This window comes from Streptomyces sp. NPDC026575 (assembly GCF_055567415.1).
This window is the reverse complement of record NZ_JBVHQM010000024.1, coordinates 39716-56435: the sequence shown is the minus strand read 5'-3', so window position 1 is coordinate 56435 and position 16720 is coordinate 39716. Positions and strand designations below refer to the sequence as shown.

Here is a 16720-nt window from a genome sequence, read left to right as displayed (position 1 = left end):
CAAAGCTCGATCGAGCGTCCTCAGCCCGCCGGCACGGCCACCGTGAACGCCTCCCCGCTCCCCAGGTGCAGCAAGCCCTTGCCCGGGGTCACCGGACCGCCCACCGCGCTCCGGCTCAGGCGTACGCCGATCAGCTCGCCGCTCGACGTGTCCTGCGGGGACAGCAGCAGGCCCCGCTTGGACTTCTTCAGGTCGACCTGCCAGCCGCTGAAGCCCGAGCAGACGTCGTCCTCGTCGCCGGCGATGACGATGCCGATGCCGCGTTCGGCGCCGGTCGCGATCAGCCTCTTGAACTCGTCCTCCGCGTCGCAGTCCTCCAGGAGCTCGCCGTCGTCGATCAGGACCACGATCGGACGTTCCAAAGACGCCGTGGCCACGGCCTCCTTCAGCTCGTCCTCCTCGATGTCGCTGCCCGTGAAGACCGCCAACACACCCTTTTGGCCCTTGAGTTGGCGCAACGGAGAGGTGCGCGGGGCAGCGATGACCAGGCGGGCACCGCGGCGGCCCACATACGTGGCCGCCAGGTTCATCAGCACGGTCGAGCGGCCCGACTTCGCCGGGCCCGCGATCACGAAGCCCGGCAAGCCCTGCGCCAGGTCCGGACCGAAGGCCGTCAGGTCATCACCGCCGACGCCCACCAGGCCCCACAGCCGCGAGGCGGACGTCGCCGGGTCGGCGTACTGCCACGCCTGGTTGAAGGTGATGCGGCTGGGCAGCGAGTCCACCCGGAACGGCCGCCGGGCCCGCGGCACTTCCGCGTCCCGGTGGGCCGCCCCCTCTCCGATGGCCACGATCGCCGCGTTCTGGCCCTGCCCGGTGGCGTCCTCGCTCAGCAGCGCGAACTGGATCTCCGTCCCCGTCTCGTTACGGAACGCGCGACCGGGCGCGATCTCCTCGGGCACCTTGCGGCTGTTGAGGCCGAGCATCGAGAAGTCGGTACGGTCCGAAAGGCGCAGGGCGAGCTTGTCCTCCGTCAACGAGGAGATCCGGCCGGTGAGGAGCTGCCGGTCGCCCGTGATCACCAGGTGGATGCCGACGCTCGCGCCCTCGCGCATCAGGGTCAGCAACTCATCGGTCAGCTCGCCGTGTTCCAGCTCGCCCAGCGAGGAGACCCAGCCCTCCCAGCGGTCGAGCAGCAGCACGATGTGCGGCAGCTGCTGGTCCCGCGGCACCCCGGCGCGCTGCTCGCCGATGTCCGCGAAGCCGTACTGCGCGAGCAGCTCCTGCCGCCTGCTCGCCTCCGCCGAAAGGCGGCGGACCAGGCGGGTGGCCCGCTCGCTCTGGTTGCGGCCCACCACCGCGCCGCAGTGCGGCAGCTTGGTCAGCGCGTTCAGTGCGCCGTTGCCGCAGTCGATGCCGTACAGGTGGACGTCGGCGCAGGAGAGGGTGCGGGCCAGGGAGCCCGCGATCGTCCGCAGCACCTGGGAGCGGCCGCTGCGCGGCGCACCCGCGACGAGCAGGTGGCCGAAGGTGGCGAAGTCGATCGCGGCCGCGCGGCGGGACTGGCTCGCCGGCAGGTCCTCGATGCCGTAGGGCGCCGGGGGCAGCTCGCCCTGGCCCGGCACGGACGGCAGGTCTTCGGGCAGCACGGTCTCCGCGAGAGCCGGCAGCCACGGGCTGTGCTGCTGCGGGATCTGCAGGTGGGCGTTGGCCTCCCGGATGGCGTCGACCAGGACCTTCAGGTCGGTGATCTCCTCTTCCTCGCTCTTGGCGGCCGCGGGCTTCGCCAGCGCCTGGCGGCCCAGGTCGGCCCAGTCCAGCTCCCCGGTCCACGGGGCGAGGGCCATCGGGTCCACGGTGCCGGGGCGGCGGCCGCCGACGCGGCCGGACTGGAAGGGGATGAGGGAGGCCGCGCCGGTGCGCACGTAGGCGCGGCCCGGGTTGTTCTTGGAGATGTTGCCGGCCTCGGGCGAGTCGATGACGTCCGTCGACTCGCCACCGTCGGTGACCCGCAGGGCGATCCGGAGGTTGGTGTTGGCCCGGATCTCCGGCGAGACCACGCCGGACGGCCGCTGGGTGGCCAGCATCAGGTGGATGCCGAGGGAACGGCCTCGCTGTGCGATGTTGACCAGGCCGGTGACGAAGTCCGGCATGTCGCGGACCATGGACGCGAACTCGTCGATGACGAGGAGCAGTCGGGGCAGCGGCGCCACACCCGGATGACGGCGCACCAGGTCCTGGTAGTCCTCGATGTCCTTCGCACCGACCTGGGCCAGGATGTGCTCGCGGCGGTGCAGCTCGGCGCCGAGCGACTCAAGGGCGCGCTCGACGAGGTGGGCGTCGAGGTCGGTGACCATGCCGACGGTGTGCGGCAGGTGGACGCAGTCCTTGAAAGCGCTGCCGCCCTTGTAGTCGACGAGCACGAAGGTCATGTTCTCCGGCGTGTTCGCCACCGCGAGCGCGGCGACGATCGTCTGCAGCAGCTCGGACTTGCCGGAACCCGTCGTACCGGCGATGAGGCCGTGCGGCCCGTCCTTGCGGATGTCGATGCCGAAGGGACCGTCGTACGACTCGCCGACCGTCGCCAGCGTGGACTGCCCGCCGGTCTGCCAGCGGCCGACCACCGCGCCGGCCGTCGGCGGCTCCATCCCGATGATGTCAAGGAGCCGGCTGGCGTCCGGCAGCGCGCTGTCCGTCGCCTCGCCGCTGATGTCGCGCAGCGGGGCGAGGGCCCGGGCCACCCGGGCGCACCAGTCCGGCGAGACGAAGTCGGGCCGTACGCCCAGGACCTTGGCCGTGCCCTCCTGCTGCACGCGCAGCCGCAGCACGGAGGGGTCGAACTGCTCCCCGGCGGTCGGCGTCGCGTGCGCGGGGGCGCCGCTCTGGTTGTTGAAGGCGAGCATCACGGCGGCGGTGTTGGTCAGCTCCGGATTGTCGGACGCAGCCGACTTCCTCCGCTTCCCCTTGCCGCGCTTACCCTTCTCGGCCGCCGCCTTCTTCCGCTGCTCCTCCTCGGCGGCCCGCCGCAGCACCTCCATGGCGTCGGTCGCGCCGCCACCGGCCTGCTTCTCGTGCGCGGCGTGCCGGGAATTGCGCGGCTCCGCGATCACGATGCCCTTGCACTCGCCCGGCAGGAAGCGCTCCTCCCCGTCCAGGCAGATCGCGTACATCGAGACGGCCGGGCCTTCCTGGAGCAGCCGTACGACGCCGGGCATCGAGCGCAGTCGGCGGGTGCCGTCCCAGACGACGACGATGTCGGGGTCGGCGAAGCCCGCCTGACCGCGGTTCTCCTGGGCCGCCTTCTGCCGGGCCTCAAGGATCTGGGTGAGTTCACCGATACGGGCGCCGACGGTCTCGGCGTCGTTCCCGATGAGGACGTTGGCGTCCTGCGCCCTCGGACGGGCATGCGGCAGCCAGCGGACCCAGTCCCAACTGCCTTGCGCATGCGCCTCGGTGAGCACGTAGAACTGCACGTCCAGCGGGCTGTGCAGGGCGGCCGCCTGCGCCACCGTCCATCGCGCCAGGCTGCGCGCGGTGTCGTCGGGGCCGGCGAAGCCGATCACGCCGAGCCGGGCCAGGTGCAGGGCGACAGGGGTGTCGGCGATGTCCCAGGTGACCTGGCGGCGGTGATCGTCCTGCTCGGGGTCGTCGAGGACGACGGCGGAGGGCAGCCGGCCGGTGCCCACCCGCAGCAGCAGGTGGTCGGCGTCGCTGCGGCGGCGTTCCCACAGACGAGTACGGGGGCCGGTGGCGTTGGCCCAGATGGTGCCGGGGTCCGGGTGGTCGAGGTTGCGGTCGCCGCGCTCCAGGACCAGCGCCTCCTGCGCGTCGCGCTCGATCCGCGCCTTGTGCTCCTCGTATTCCTGGACCTGCTTGGCGTGGGACTTGCGGCCGTGCTTCTTGTCCCAGAAGTAGTTGCCGAGCATGATCAGCGGGCTGAAGAGCGCGATCGCCAGGTACGTCGTACGCCCCATCGCGAACGCCATGGTGACGGCCATGACGAGCGGGGACAGCGCCATCAGCCAGGGCAGCGGGCGGGCCTCGAACTCCTTCGGGGGCGCCGGCAGACGGAACTTGGTGACGCGCTCCGGCGGGCGCAGCCGCGGCGGGCGGTTGTAGTCGAGCCCGGAGCCGTCGTCGGACCACTTCAGGGCCGCGTCCGGGGGCGTGTAACGGGCCACGTCGAGCAGGGTGTTGCCGATGGCGAGCTGGGAGCCGACGCGCAACTGCTGCCCTTCGAGCGGCTTGCCATCGACCCGCACCTCGAACTCGGGCCCCTTGCTCTCGGGCGCCGCACCGGGCTGGCCGCCTCGCTGCCCAGCCGACTGCAGACCGGCGTGCACGCCCAGGCGGAGGTCGTCCGGGGCGACCACGTAGAGCGTCAGCGCGCGCTGGGGCAACTCCGGGTCGTTGACGATCAGTTGGCAGCCCTGGCCGGACCCTATGTCGTACCGGCCGATGCCGAACCGGTACACGGCACCCGCGTCGGGCCCGCCGGCCACCCGGATCTCGATGACACCGGACTGCTCGCCAGGCAACGAGCCGGAGGGGTCGTCCAGGCTCACCACCGCGCCGTCGCGCAGCGGAGAGGTGGTGACGGTGCGGTGGGGGTCCACTTGATGGTTGTCGACGTAGAGCACCGGCCCTGGCTGCCCGGGCGCGATCCCGCCCCGCACCCGGACCGCCAACTCCCGGGCCACGGCGTCGATTCGGGCCTCGGGGTCGGCATCGAGGACGAGGTCTTTGCTGGCGTTCGTATAAGGGTCAACGACAGTCAGCTTCAAACGCACACTTAACTCCTCCTCGAAATGCCTCGCTACGAGATCGAGAATATCCTCCCGGCGACTCGGCCGCGCACCCGCGATATGTCCCAACAACGTCCCGATTTAGGAGAGTTAAAACGGACACCGGGTCTGCGCTTATGCGCCTGTGCGGGTTAGCGACTAAGGTGCCCAACGGCGTGTGCCCAACTCGGGTGCGCGCCACGCGTATATGCCGGGAGGGGGAACCTCGCGGTTGCCGAACGAGGGAAGGGGAGCGTCATGGCCAAGGACCTTGATGTCACATATGAGGACATGCGGGCCGCCGCGAAGAAGATGAACCGCGAGAAGGAGCGCATCGAGGAGAAGCTGCACGACCTGAAGTCCTACATCGACGGCCTGCTCGAAAGCGGCTTCGTCACCCGGTCGGCCTCGAAGAAGTTCGGCCACGACTTCGACGAGTTCAAGCAGGGCATGTCGAAGACCAACGAGGGTCTCGACGGCCTGGCCCAGTACCTGGACAAGGCGGCGGACTCCTTCGAGAACCTCGACCAGGAGCTCGGCAAGTAGGTCGGCGACTGCGGCGGCTGGGCCCGTCTGCGCGCACAGCGCCAAGGGGGTGAGGGCGGTGTCGGCCCGGATTGACCGACACCGCCCGCACCCCGTTTCTGCTTTCTGCGGCGTGGCGCCAGGCGTAATGAGCGGCCGAGCCGCCGCACCGGGACCTCATCCACTTTTTCTCTACTTCCGTTACACCCCTTACGGCGCGTCCACAAAATATTCACAGGCACCCACCATCGGTGGGCTCCTGTCCTTTCGACGGCAGTCACCCTTGTCCTGGCGATGTGGTGCCGGAATTTCGTGTTTCTTTCCCTCATGAGCCCGATCACGGGCATGTCGAATTGCGCCACGGCAAAGAGGCATGGCGGTACGGCGCATACGGCCGGAGGGGGAAGGCGGACGAGTCGGCCTGTACGCCGGGTTCTGTCGCCCCCGGTCCTTGCGGGCCGGGGGGAGACGGCCATCCATCTAGGGCTGCCGTTGCCGGCAGCCTCGTGCGGTCTACCCGCGGACTCGGGCGGGCAGCCCTCGGTCGTCCGCGCAGGGGCGTCAGTGACGCCCCCTCTTGACCTTGCTCCGGGTGGGGTTTACCTAGCCCTCCGAGTCACCTCGGAGGCTGGTGGTCTCTTACACCACCGTTTCACCCTTACCCGCGCCTTGCGGCCCGGGCGGTTTACTTTCTGTGGCACTGTCCCGCGGGTCACCCCGGGTGGGCGTTACCCACCACCCTGCCCTGTGGAGCCCGGACGTTCCTCGGGAGGATCCGTGCATCCGAAGATGCCAGGAGCCCCACGCGGCCGTCCGGCCGGCTCGTCCGCCGTGCCGACCATGGTACCCACAGGTCGAGGGGCCGCGAGCCGCCCCTCGCCCGCCGGCCGCGGGCGCTCCCGGTCCGCCCTTGACCTTGTCGCAGCGGCAACGTTTCTACTGGACGCATGAGAATCGGGGAGCTCGCAGGTCTGATCGGCGTCAGCACGCGCGCCGTGCGCCACTACCACCACCTCGGACTGCTGGCCGAGCCCGAACGCCGGGCCAACGGCTACCGGGAGTACGGGCTGCGGGACGCGGTCGAGCTCGCGCGGCTGCGCCGGCTGACGGAGCTGGGGCTCGGGCTGGAGGAGGTACGCGATGTGCTCGCCGACGACTCCGGGCGCGAGCTGGACGAGGTGCTGGCCGAGCTGGACGCGGATCTGGCCCGCCAGGAGGAGCAGCTCCGCGAGCGGCGGGCCCGGCTGGCCGCCCTGCGACGGCAGGCGGAGCAGTACGGGGGGCTTCCGGCGGAGGGGCCGGTCTCGGACGAGCTGGCGGCCGTCTTCGGGGAGATGGCCCGTACCTCGGCGGCACGCCCCGGCCCGGAGCCCGCGATGGCGGCGAAGGAGCGTGAGGTGCTGGCGCTGATGGAGTCGATGGGGGGCGGGGAGGAGGGCGGCCGGGTGACGGCGCTGCTGGAGGAGGCCATGTCGGCGCCGGGGGCGATGGAGCGGACGTACGAGGTGTACGGGCTGCTGGACGCGCTGGCGGCGGCCGCGCCGGACGACCCGCGGGTGGCACAGGCCGCGCAGGCGCTCGCCGACTGCATTCCGGACGCGATGTTCGCCCAGGTCGGCGGGGAGGACTGGGAGCGGGCGGCCGGCGAGGGGACGGACGACGGGTTCGTCGCGGCGTACTACGCGCACTTCGCGCCGGCGCAGGCCGAGGCCGTACGGCAGGCGATCCGGCTCGTGGCGGAGCGTGCCCGGTGAGCCGGGGCGGTGCGCTGCGTGCCCTGGCCGCCTACGAGGGCCGCTGGCTGGTGAGCCTGGGCTGGTGGGTGGCGCGGCGGCGGATCGGGGTGGCGTCCGGCGACCGGGCGATGCCCTATGCGGGGGCGCAGGCGGCGCTCGTGTACGGGCTGACGTTCGTGTGCGGGGTGGAGACCGTCGGGCTGCATGTGCTGCTCGGCGGTGTGCCGGTGGTGCGCGAGGTGATATTGGTCCTCGACGTCTACACGGTGCTGATGATGCTGGGGTTCCAGGCGGCGGCGGTGACCCGGCCGCACGTCGTGGGCGCCGGTGAGCTGCGGCTGCGCGAGGGGGCGCGGCGGGAGCTGCGGATACCGCTGGAGCGGATCGCCTCCGTGCGCTATGACCTGCGGTTCGGCAAGGAGGGTGGAGGCGGGGTCGTGGTGCTGGCGGTCGGCGGGCAGACGTCGGTCACCGTGGAACTGGCCGAACCGGTCGAGACCGCGACGCTGCGGGGACGGCGGGAGACGGTGCGCACGGTGCGGTTCCATGCCGATGACGCACGGGGCGCGGTCGCGGCCGTACGGGCGGAGCTGGCGGCGGTGGCAGAAGGGGCGGCGCGCGGCGAGCGTCCTGGGGCGCCGGGTACGGCCGATGCTCCTGAGGAGCGCCCCAAGACGGCGCAGAGCGCGGCCTGACGCGGCGAAGGCCCCGGCTCAGGCGCCGGAAGGCCCCGGAAGGTACCGGAAAGGCCCCGGACCGAGCCGCGATCACGCAGGAGTGAAGCGGACCGGTTCGCGGCCCGGTTCGGCCTCGGCGAGGCGGACCCGGATGCGGTGGCCCAGGGGCAGCTCGGGGCCGTTCGAGGCGGCGTCGACGGGGCCGATGACGGCCGGGTCGTAGAGGTGGACGGTGCCCTGGGTGGGGTCCTTCTCCTGGATCTCGACGACCAGTGCTTCGAAGGTCTCGCCGACCCGGTCGCGCAGCAGCGCCGCCTCGACGAGGTCGACGCAGGCCCGCTCGACCCGGTTGGCGTGCTGGATGCCGGACTCCATCTCGCCCGGCAGCGCCGGCAGCGCGCCGCGCACCCAGTCGGCCGGTTCCTCGCCGGCCGAGGCGGCCAGGCACAGCTCGGAGGTGTAGCGGTCGACCAGCCGCCGCAGCGGGGCGGTGGCGTGCGCGTAGGGGGCGGCGACGGCGGCGTGCTGCACCTCGGAGGCCGTGGGCGCGGTGCCGTCGAAGACGGTGTAGCCGGCGCCGCGCAGCAGGGCGGTGCACTCCTGGAGGAACGCGGCGTGAGTGGCGCGGCGCGGGTCGAGGGTGCGGATCAGCGCGGCGTAGGAGGTGTGGTGCGGCCAGTCGATGCCCAGGGCGCGGGCGGTGAGGCGGAGCCGGGCGACCGAGCCGTCCGGGGCCTTGGGCAGGGTGCGCAGCACGCCGGTGCCGGAGGCGAGCATCAGCTCGGCCGCGGCCATGCCGGTGAGCAGGGAGATCTGCGCGTTCCAGGCGTAGACCGGCAGCGGGGCGCGGTATTCGAGGGTGTAGTGGCCGTCGCGCTCGACGATCTCCTGCTCGGGGACGTGCAGGGAGATCGCGCCCCGGGCGACCTCCAGCTCCTCGCGCAGCAGGCCGATCTCGCGGAGCAGGGCGAGCGGCTCCTCGGCCGTCTTGTCGTCGAGGACCCGCTGGACGCCCGCGTAGTCGAGCTTGGCCCGGGAGCGGACCAGGGCGCGGCGCACCGAGGTGGCGATCAGCGCGCCCTGTGCGTCGAGGTCGAGCTGCCACAGCACGGCCGGGCGGTCCTGGTCGGGCAGCAGGCTGGCGGCGCCCTCGCTCAGCGCGTAGGGGTGCAGCGGAAGCCGCTCGTCGGGGAAGTACAGGGTCGTCACGCGGTGGTGGGCCTCGGCGTCCAGGGCGCCGCCCGGTGTCACGAAGGAGGCCACATCGGCGATGGCGTAGTGGACGCGGAAGCCGCCGCCGCTGCGCCGGGACAGGAACACCGCCTGGTCGAGGTCGAGGGAGCCGGGCGGGTCGATGGTGAAGAGGGGGAGGTCGGTGGCGTCCTCCAGAGTGTGCTCGGTCGCCACCGCGCCGTCGGCGGCCGGGATCCGCGGGGCACGGGCTGCGCTCTCCGCCTCGGCCTGCGCCGTGGGCGGGAAGTGGTCCGGGATCTCCAGCTTTCCGCGCAGCTCACGCAGCGCGGCGCGCAGCGGGGCCTCCGCTGCGTCGGTCACATGCATATGGCGACGGGGCATGAAACCGAGCGTATGGCCGCCGGGCGCCATCGGCTCGGTGTACACGGGCTGAGCGGTGCCTCCGCGGGCGGGAGGGGGCGGCGGCGGCCGCGGGTGGGTTCCGCACCCGCCCGCCGCAGGCCATACGCTTTCCCGGGGCCGCACCCCCGCCCGTACCGCCGTGAAGGAGAACACCGTGCTCGTGCTGTTGCCACCGTCCGAAGGGAAGGCCACGCCCGGAGCCGGGGCGCCGCTGGACATCGGTGCGCTGTCGCTGCCGGGGCTGACCGGCGCGCGCCAGGCGGTGTTCGAGGAGCTGGTCGAGCTGTGCGCGGCGGACGAGGGCAAGGCCCAGGAGGTGCTCGGGCTGAGCGACGGCCTCCGGGGCGAGATCGCCAAGAACGCGGAGCTGCGGACCGCGGGGACCCGCCCGGCCGGGGAGATCTACACCGGTGTGCTCTACGACGCGCTGGGGGCCGGGTCCCTGGACGCACGGGCGCGCAAGCTGGCCGAGCGCTCGCTGCTGGTGTTCTCGGGGCTGTGGGGCGCCGTGCGCCTCGGCGACCGGATTCCCTCGTACCGCTGCTCGATGGGGGTGAAGCTGCCGGGGCTGGGCGCGCTGGGCGCGTACTGGCGGGCGCCGATGGCGGAGGTGATGCCGCAGGCGGCCGGGGACGGGCTGGTGCTGGACCTGCGGTCGGCGGCGTACGCCACGGCGTGGAAGCCCAAGGGCGAGGTGGCCGGGCGGACCGCGACGGTGCGGGTGCTCCAGTCGAAGATCGTGGCCGGTGTGGAGAAGCGGTCGGTGGTCAGCCACTTCAACAAGGCGACCAAGGGGCGGCTGGTGCGGGACCTGCTGTCCGCGGGGCTGGACCCGGCGGACCCGGCGGAGCTGGTGGAGGCGCTGCGCGGGCTGGGCTACGTCGTGGAGGCGAAGGCGCCGGCGAAGCGCGGCACGGCGTGGGCCATTGATGTGATCGTGACGGAGCTGTAGGACCCCTGGCGGGGCGGCGGGGCGTCTGAGGAGCGGAACGGACCCCCACAACTGTTGCAACATGTGCAACAGTCGTTGCGGAGAGTGGCCCCTGGGCGCACTATGGGCGATGTGACCAGCTCCTCCTCCCCCGTGCCCACCGCCCCCTCGGTCCTCGGGCTCGCCCCCGTCATCCCGGTCGTCGTGCTGGAGGACGCGGCCGACGCCGTTCCGCTCGCCCGGGCGCTGGTCTCCGGCGGACTGCCCGCCATCGAGGTGACCCTGCGGACGCCCGCCGCGCTGGACGCCATCCGGGCCATCGCCCGCGAGGTGCCCGAGGCCGTGGTCGGCGCCGGCACGCTGCTGAGCCCCGAGCATGTCGCCGCGGCCGGTGCGGTCGGCGCACAGTTCCTGGTCAGCCCCGGCTGGTCGCCGCGGCTGCTGCACGCCATGCGGGACTCGGGCATCCCGTTCCTGCCCGGTGTCTCGACCGCCTCGGAGGTGGTGACCCTGCTGGAGGAGGGCGTCACCGAGCTGAAGTTCTTCCCGGCCGAGGCGGCCGGCGGCACGGCCTATCTGAAGTCGCTGGCCGCACCGCTCCCGCAGGCCCGCTTCTGCCCGACCGGCGGGATCGGCCTGGCGACGGCCCCGTCGTATCTGGCGCTGCCGAACGTCGGCTGTGTGGGCGGCACATGGATGCTGCCGGCCGACGCGCTGGCCGCCAAGGACTGGGACCGGGTGCGCCGGCTCGCCCTGGAGGCGGCGGCGCTGGCGGTCCGACCGCCGCTGCGCCGATGACGCGAACGGGCCCGGCGCATCGGATGGCCGATGCGCCGGGCCCGTCTGCCGGTGTCCGCGTGGCGACCGCGCGCGTACGGAACGCGCCGGTCACCGGACGCCCCGCCTACCGCAGATGCGAGGTGTCGTTCAGCAGCCGCAACGAGGCGTTGCCGTCCGCGAAGTAGGCGACCGCGGAGAGCGAGGCCGCGGAGAGCTCCATACGGAACAGCGACTCCGGCGGGGCGCCCAGGGCCAGCCGGACCAGCGTCTTGATCGGCGTGACATGCGTGACCAGCAGCACCGTCTTGCCGGCGTGGCGGGCGAGCAGCTTGTCGCGGGCGACGGCGACCCGGCGGGCGACCGTCGCGAAGGACTCGCCGCCTCCCGTGGGCGCCGCCTTGGACGAGCCGAGCCAGGCGTCGAGGTCGTCGGGGAAGCGCTCGCGCACCTCGCCGAAGGTCAGCCCCTCCCAGGCACCGAAGTCGGTCTCGCGCAGGCCCTCTTCGATGCGGACCTCCTGACCGAGCCGGTCCGCGACCGCCTGGGCGGTCTCCCGGCAGCGCCGCAGCGGGGAGCTGACGACGGCCTGGATCGTGCCGCGTGCGGCGAGCGCGGCGGCGGCCGCCTCGGCCTGGCGGCGGCCGGCGGCGGAGAGCTCGGGGTCGGCGCCGCCGCTGCCGGAGAACCGCTTCTGGGGGGTGAGCGCCGTCTCGCCGTGCCGCAGCAGCACGAAGGTCGCCGGTACGCCGAGGTCGGGGGCTCCCCAACCGGCCGGCGGGGCGGCGGCGGCCACCTCGTCCGCGGCCTCGGCCGCCTCGTCGGCGGCCCGGGCCGCGGCGCTGCGGGCCGGCGCGGTGGTGGCGAGCGCCGCCCGGGAATCCCGGGGCTCCCACTGCTTGCCGATCTTGCCGGCGTCCATCGCCTCGTTGGCGAGCCGGTCGGCGTGCTTGTTCTGCGCGCGCGGGATCCATTCGTACGAGACCTGGCCGGCCGGGAAGACCGCCCTGGCCTCGGCGGCCAGCGGCTTCATGTCCGGGTGCTTGATCTGCCAGCGCCCGGACATCTGCTCGACGACCAGTTTGGAGTCCATCCGCACCTGGATGCGCGCCTGCGGATCCAGCGCGTGCGCCGCCCGGAGGCCGGCCACCAGGCCCTTGTACTCGGCGACGTTGTTGGTCGCGGTGCCGATGAACTCGGCGGCCTCGGCGAGCGCCTCGCCCGTCTCCGGGTCGAGGACGACCGCGCCGTAGCCGGCCGGCCCCGGGTTGCCCCGGGACCCGCCGTCCGCCTCGACGATCAGCGTGCGCGCCATGGCCTACAGGCCCGAGTCGGGCGTACGGACCAGGATGCGGCTGCAGTTCTCGCACCGGACGACCGTGTCGGCGGGGGCCGCCCGCACGTCGTTCAGCTCGGTGATGTTCAGCTCCAGGCGGCAGCCCTCGCAGCGGCGCTGGTAGAGCCGGGCCGCGCCGACGCCGCCCTCCTTGGTGCGGATGCGGTCGTAGAGCTTGACGAGGTCGGCCGGGATGTCGGCGACGGTCAGCTCGCGCTCCTTGGTGACGGTGGCGGCCTCGGCGTCGATCTCGCCGTTCGCGGCGTCACGGCGGGCGACGGCGTCGTCGACCTTGGCCTGGATGGCCGCCACCCGGTCGGTCAGCTCGCCGACCCGCTCCTGGGCGGCCTCGCGGCGCTCCATGACCTCCAGGACGACGTCCTCCAGGTCGCTCTGACGCTTCGCCAGGGAGGCGATCTCGTGCTGGAGGTTCTCCAGGTCCTTGGGAGAGGTGACGGCTCCGGAATCCAGCCGCTTCTGGTCGCGGGCGGCGCGCTGGCGCACCTGGTCCACGTCCTGCTCGGCCTTGGTCTGCTCGCGGCTGGTGTCGCTCTCCTCGGTCTGCGCGGCGACGAGCAGGTCGCGCTGCTGGATGAGGTCGGCCTCCAGGGTCTGCAGCTCGGCCAGCTCGGGGAGGTTCTTGCGCCGGTGCGCGAGCTGGGTGAGCCGGACGTCCAGGTTCTGGACGTCGAGAAGGCGGATCTGGTCGGCGGGCGCGGCGTTCAGCGTGGGGCTCCTGTGGTGTGCGTCGGGGTGAAGAGAGGGGCGGACGCCGCGTGGGCGGTCCAGGGGTCGGTGACCGTACGGGAGACATGCGTGCGCAGTCCCCAGTCGTGCCGGTCGGAGACCGCGTCGAGCTGGGCCGCGGCCTGCTCGCACCACGGCCATTCGGTGGCCCAGTGGGCGGCGTCGAGCAGCGCCAGCGGGCCGTTTCGGGTGTGCTGGGTGGCCTCGGAGGCCGGGTGGTGGCGCAGGTCGGCGGTGAGGAAGGCATCCACACCGGCCGCCCGCACGTCCTCGAAGAGGCTGTCGCCGGAGCCGCCGGAGACGGCGACGGTGCGGATCTCCCGCTCCGGGTCGCCGGCCGCCCGAACGCCCTGCGCGGTCGACGGCAGTCGGGCCGCGGCGTACGAGGCGAACTCGGCCAGCGTCATCGGATGCGCCAGCTCGCAGATCCGGCCCAGGCCGCGCCGGCCCGCCGGGTCGCTCGCATCCGGCACCAGCGGGCCGAGGACGCGCAGGTCCAGGGCGCCCGCCAGGGCATCGGAGACGCCGGGGTCGGCGGTGTCGGCGTTGGTGTGCGCGACGTGCAGGGCGATGTCGTGCTTGATCAGGGTGTGCACGACCTTGCCCTTGAAGGTCGAGGCCGCGACCGTCGTCGTGCCGCGCAGATAGAGCGGGTGGTGGGTGACGAGGAGGTCGGCGCCGAGCTTCACCGCCTCGTCGGCGACTTCCTGGACCGGGTCGACGGCGAACAGCACACGGCGGACCTCGGCGTCGGGATCTCCGCAGACCGTGCCGACGGCGTCCCACCCTTCGGCCCGCTCGGGGGGCCAGAGGGCGTCGAGCGCGGTGAGGACTTCAGACAGTACGGGCACGGAGGGAAGGTTACCCCCCGCCTGTGACAGGGGGTGGGGCCAACGGCGCGACGGGGGACGCGGACGGGCGCGGGCGCTCTCCCGGCCGGCGGCTACCCGGCCAGGAAGCCCCGCAGATCGTCCAGGACGCGGTCGGCCGCCGTGACGCCCAGGCCCAGGTACCAGGTCTCGTCCTGGACGTTCTTGGCGTGACCGTCCTTGACCGCCTTGAGGTTCTTCCACAGCGGGTTGTGCTCCGCGCTCTCCCGCTTGGTGGCCTTGGGGTCGCCGTAGACACCGGTGAAGATCCAGTCCGCGTCGGCCTGGTCGATGTTCTCCGGGCTGACCTCGGTGGCGAGGTCGTCGATCCGCTGGTTCTCGGGCCGCGGCAGGCCGACGTCCCGGAGGATCGTGCCGATGAACGACTGCTCGGCGTAGAGCCGGGTGAACTGCGGCATGTAGCGCAGCATGGTGACCGTCGGCTTCTCCGGGCCGATGTCCGCGCCGAGCTTGCGGGCCTTGGCCTCGTACCCGGCCAGCTCGGCCTTGGCCTCGGCGGTCTTGTCCAGGGCCGCGGCGTTCAGCAGGTAGTTCTGCTTCCAGGTGAAGCCGGGGCGGATCGAGAACACGGTCGGGGCGATCCTGCTGAGCTGCCGGTACTGCTTCTCGGCGCGCAGCTTGCTGCCCAGGATCAGGTCGGGCTTGAGCTTGTCGACCGCCTCCAGGTTGAGGCCGTTGACGGTGCCGATGCTCTTGGGGTGGCCGGCGGCCTTCTTGAGGTAGCCGGGGATGCCCTCGTCGCCCTCGGTCGGGGCGTAGCCGACCGGCTTGACGCCCAGTGAGACGACGTTGTCGAGTTCGCCCACGTCGAGGACGACCACCCTCTTGGGCGCGGCCTTGAGCCGGGTGCTGCCCATCGCGTGCTCGATGGTGCGCGGGAACCGCCCCGGGGCGGCGTCGGCGCCCATCTTCGCGGTCTCCTCGGCGGCCTCGGCGAAGTCCTTGCCGCCCTGGGCGACCGCCTTCGATCCCGCCCCGTCGCCGCCCTTGCCGCCCGCACCGGAGGAACCGCAGGCCGCGAGCGACAGGGCACCGGCGGCGGCGAGGGCTATCGCGGCACTGCCGCGGCGGCGAAGGGGCATCACGTACTCCAAGGGAAGGGCCCGAGCAAGGCCGGGTTAGGCAGACCTAACTTAATGCACGGTTGAAACCGCAAGCACAACCACCCCATCCGGCACCGGCGAACCGGACAACTGCCACCCTTATGCGTGAAGTACCGCAACTCGCGAAGATCGTCCGCAAGTGCGAAAACTAGCTTCGGTTGCCGACTGGAGGTGACCGAAGCGATGACGATCTGCGCCACCGAGGACGCCACCGCCCTGGACAGCCCGCACCGCGCCGCCCTGACGATCGCCGCCGACGGCTCGTACGCCGCCCGGCTCGCCCGTCACGACGATGCGGCGGGGAGCTGGTTCCCGGAGCGCTGGACGCTGAGCGGACCCGAGCCGTACGCCGTTCCACTGCCGGGCAGCCAGCCCGAGGAGCCGGACAGCGAACTGCTGCCCCTCACGGACGGCCGGGTACTGATCCTGCGCCGGGTCGCCGACCGCTTCGCGCTCTCCCTGCTCTACCCGACGGGCCCGGGGACCGGTGAGCGACTGCTGGGCACCGTGGAGGCGCCCGAACTGACCCTGCTGCCGCCCGCCCCCGACGGGACCCTCGGCTACGCCCTGGCCCCCGGGGTGGACCGCACCGGGCTGTGGCTGGTGCACGGCGGCGGGGGCGGCCCCGAGCGGATCGCCGAGATCCCGGGCCGCTGTACGGGCGGCGCCTGGCTGGACCGATCCGGCCGGCTCCTCGCCCTGGACCGGGAGTTGGCCGGCCGGACCAAGACGGTGCTTCTCGACCTGGGGCGGGGCGGCGAGACCGGGCCGCTCCTGCAGATCACCGAGCACAGCAACGACCGCCTGCTGCTCGCCGACCCGGACAGCGGACTGCTGCTCGTACGGTCCGACGCCCCCGGGTACGACCGGCTGGGCTGGGGCGTACTGGGCAGCAGCCTGCCGGTGCGCTTCCCGGAGTGCCTGCGGCCCGCGGATGTGGCGGTGACCCCGTTCGCCGTCCAGCCGGGGCAGATGTTGGCGCCGGAGAGCTGTGCGGTGGCGTTCCGGATGGACGCGGCGAGCGGCACTTGGCTGGGGATCTGGCGGCCCTCGGGGCGGCGGCTGCGCCAACTCCCCGTACCGGCGGGGTGGCTGGCGGGGGCCGGGCTGTGGACGGCCGGCGGCGAACTGCTGCTGCCGTACGCGACGGACGCGGAGCCGTGCGGGGTGGCGCGGATGGCCGTACCGCTGGAGCCGGTGGGGGGCGAAGAGCCCGTGGGGCGCGGAGACCCGGTGGGGCGCGAGGGACCCGTCGTGCACAGGGGACCCGTGGAGCGCGGGGGTCTGATGCAGGCGCTGAGGGCGGTGGGTTCCACGGGCCCCGTGGAACAGGAGGGGGCGTTGCGGCCGGAGCGCTCCCCTTCCGGGGCAAGCGCCGGGAGCGGCGCGGGGATTGTCCTGGATGCAGCGGATGCCGACAACCACTCCACAAGATCCCCACATCCGCAGCCCGTCGGCGCGGAACCGCACCGCTCCCCCGCGCATCCTCGAATGTGCAGGCCAGTGCCCCTGCAACAGGCACCTCTCACAGCGCGGTAGACCCGGTGCAGCGCGATTTTCCGCCCCGTTAGTATTTCGGGCCGGGGGCTACGCAGCCGGTTGACCGGCCACCGACGGTTCCGCTCGGGGTCAGCCTCGGCGACCGTCGGGCGGGGTCCCGACGCGTAAAGCCGTAAGC

General features: G+C 72.8%; 12 protein-coding genes and 1 other RNA gene. 6 read left to right on the top strand and 7 right to left on the bottom strand.

Features of this window, described 5'->3' with window-relative positions; all coding sequences use genetic code 11:
* Positions 1-20: 20 nt before the first annotated feature.
* The gene (locus tag ACZ4NB_RS28870) at positions 21-4730 is read right to left on the bottom strand and encodes an FtsK/SpoIIIE domain-containing protein (protein ID WP_467665971.1); all 4710 of its coding nucleotides are present in this window, start codon (positions 4728-4730) and stop codon (positions 21-23) included.
* Between the two features lie 252 nt (positions 4731-4982).
* On the opposite strand from ACZ4NB_RS28870, the gene ACZ4NB_RS28865 reads away from it, so the two are divergent.
* On the top strand, positions 4983-5270 hold the full coding sequence (locus tag ACZ4NB_RS28865) for a WXG100 family type VII secretion target (RefSeq protein ID WP_467665970.1): 288 nt from the start codon (positions 4983-4985) through the stop codon (positions 5268-5270).
* A gap of 387 nt (positions 5271-5657) precedes the next feature.
* Here the strand turns inward: ACZ4NB_RS28865 and rnpB are convergent.
* Positions 5658-6074, bottom strand: an RNA gene (gene rnpB, locus ACZ4NB_RS28860) — RNase P RNA component class A.
* Positions 6075-6196: 122 nt separating this feature from the next.
* Here rnpB and ACZ4NB_RS28855 point away from each other — a divergent pair.
* Positions 6197-7003, top strand: coding sequence for a MerR family transcriptional regulator (locus tag ACZ4NB_RS28855; protein ID WP_467665969.1), 807 nt, complete (start codon positions 6197-6199; stop codon positions 7001-7003).
* Entirely contained in the window at positions 7000-7680 is a 681-nt protein-coding gene (locus ACZ4NB_RS28850) for a hypothetical protein (RefSeq protein WP_467665968.1), read from the top strand. The genes ACZ4NB_RS28855 and ACZ4NB_RS28850 overlap by 4 nt, the downstream gene beginning before the upstream one ends.
* 72 nt (positions 7681-7752) lie before the next feature.
* Here the strand turns inward: ACZ4NB_RS28850 and ACZ4NB_RS28845 are convergent, their stop codons facing one another.
* On the bottom strand, positions 7753-9237 hold the full coding sequence (locus tag ACZ4NB_RS28845) for an RNB domain-containing ribonuclease (protein ID WP_467665967.1): 1485 nt from the start codon (positions 9235-9237) through the stop codon (positions 7753-7755).
* A 175-nt stretch (positions 9238-9412) separates the two neighbouring features.
* Between ACZ4NB_RS28845 and yaaA the strand changes: the two genes are divergently transcribed.
* On the top strand, positions 9413-10210 hold the full coding sequence (yaaA, locus tag ACZ4NB_RS28840) for a peroxide stress protein YaaA (protein WP_467666038.1): 798 nt from the start codon (positions 9413-9415) through the stop codon (positions 10208-10210).
* Between the two features lie 102 nt (positions 10211-10312).
* A complete protein-coding gene (eda, locus tag ACZ4NB_RS28835; protein ID WP_467665966.1) occupies positions 10313-10987 on the top strand; it encodes a bifunctional 4-hydroxy-2-oxoglutarate aldolase/2-dehydro-3-deoxy-phosphogluconate aldolase in 675 nt (224 codons plus the stop codon).
* Between the two features lie 106 nt (positions 10988-11093).
* Here the strand turns inward: eda and ACZ4NB_RS28830 are convergent, their stop codons facing one another.
* The 4 genes from ACZ4NB_RS28830 to ACZ4NB_RS28815 form a co-directional block, all read right to left on the bottom strand.
* A complete protein-coding gene (locus ACZ4NB_RS28830) occupies positions 11094-12281 on the bottom strand; it encodes a bifunctional RNase H/acid phosphatase (RefSeq protein WP_467665965.1) in 1188 nt (395 codons plus the stop codon).
* 3 nt (positions 12282-12284) lie between these two features.
* Complete coding sequence (locus ACZ4NB_RS28825) at positions 12285-13028, bottom strand: zinc ribbon domain-containing protein (RefSeq protein ID WP_467666037.1); 744 nt, start codon at positions 13026-13028, stop codon at positions 12285-12287.
* Positions 13025-13900, bottom strand: coding sequence for a Nif3-like dinuclear metal center hexameric protein (locus ACZ4NB_RS28820; protein WP_467665964.1), 876 nt, complete (start codon positions 13898-13900; stop codon positions 13025-13027). Before ACZ4NB_RS28820 ends, ACZ4NB_RS28825 begins: the two co-directional genes overlap by 4 nt.
* Before the next feature lie 92 nt (positions 13901-13992).
* The gene (locus tag ACZ4NB_RS28815; protein WP_467665963.1) at positions 13993-15021 is read right to left on the bottom strand and encodes an ABC transporter substrate-binding protein; all 1029 of its coding nucleotides are present in this window, start codon (positions 15019-15021) and stop codon (positions 13993-13995) included.
* A gap of 204 nt (positions 15022-15225) precedes the next feature.
* Here ACZ4NB_RS28815 and ACZ4NB_RS28810 point away from each other — a divergent pair, with 204 nt between their 5' ends.
* A complete protein-coding gene (locus ACZ4NB_RS28810) occupies positions 15226-16581 on the top strand; it encodes a hypothetical protein (protein WP_467665962.1) in 1356 nt (451 codons plus the stop codon).
* The last annotated feature ends 139 nt before the right edge of the window (positions 16582-16720 follow it).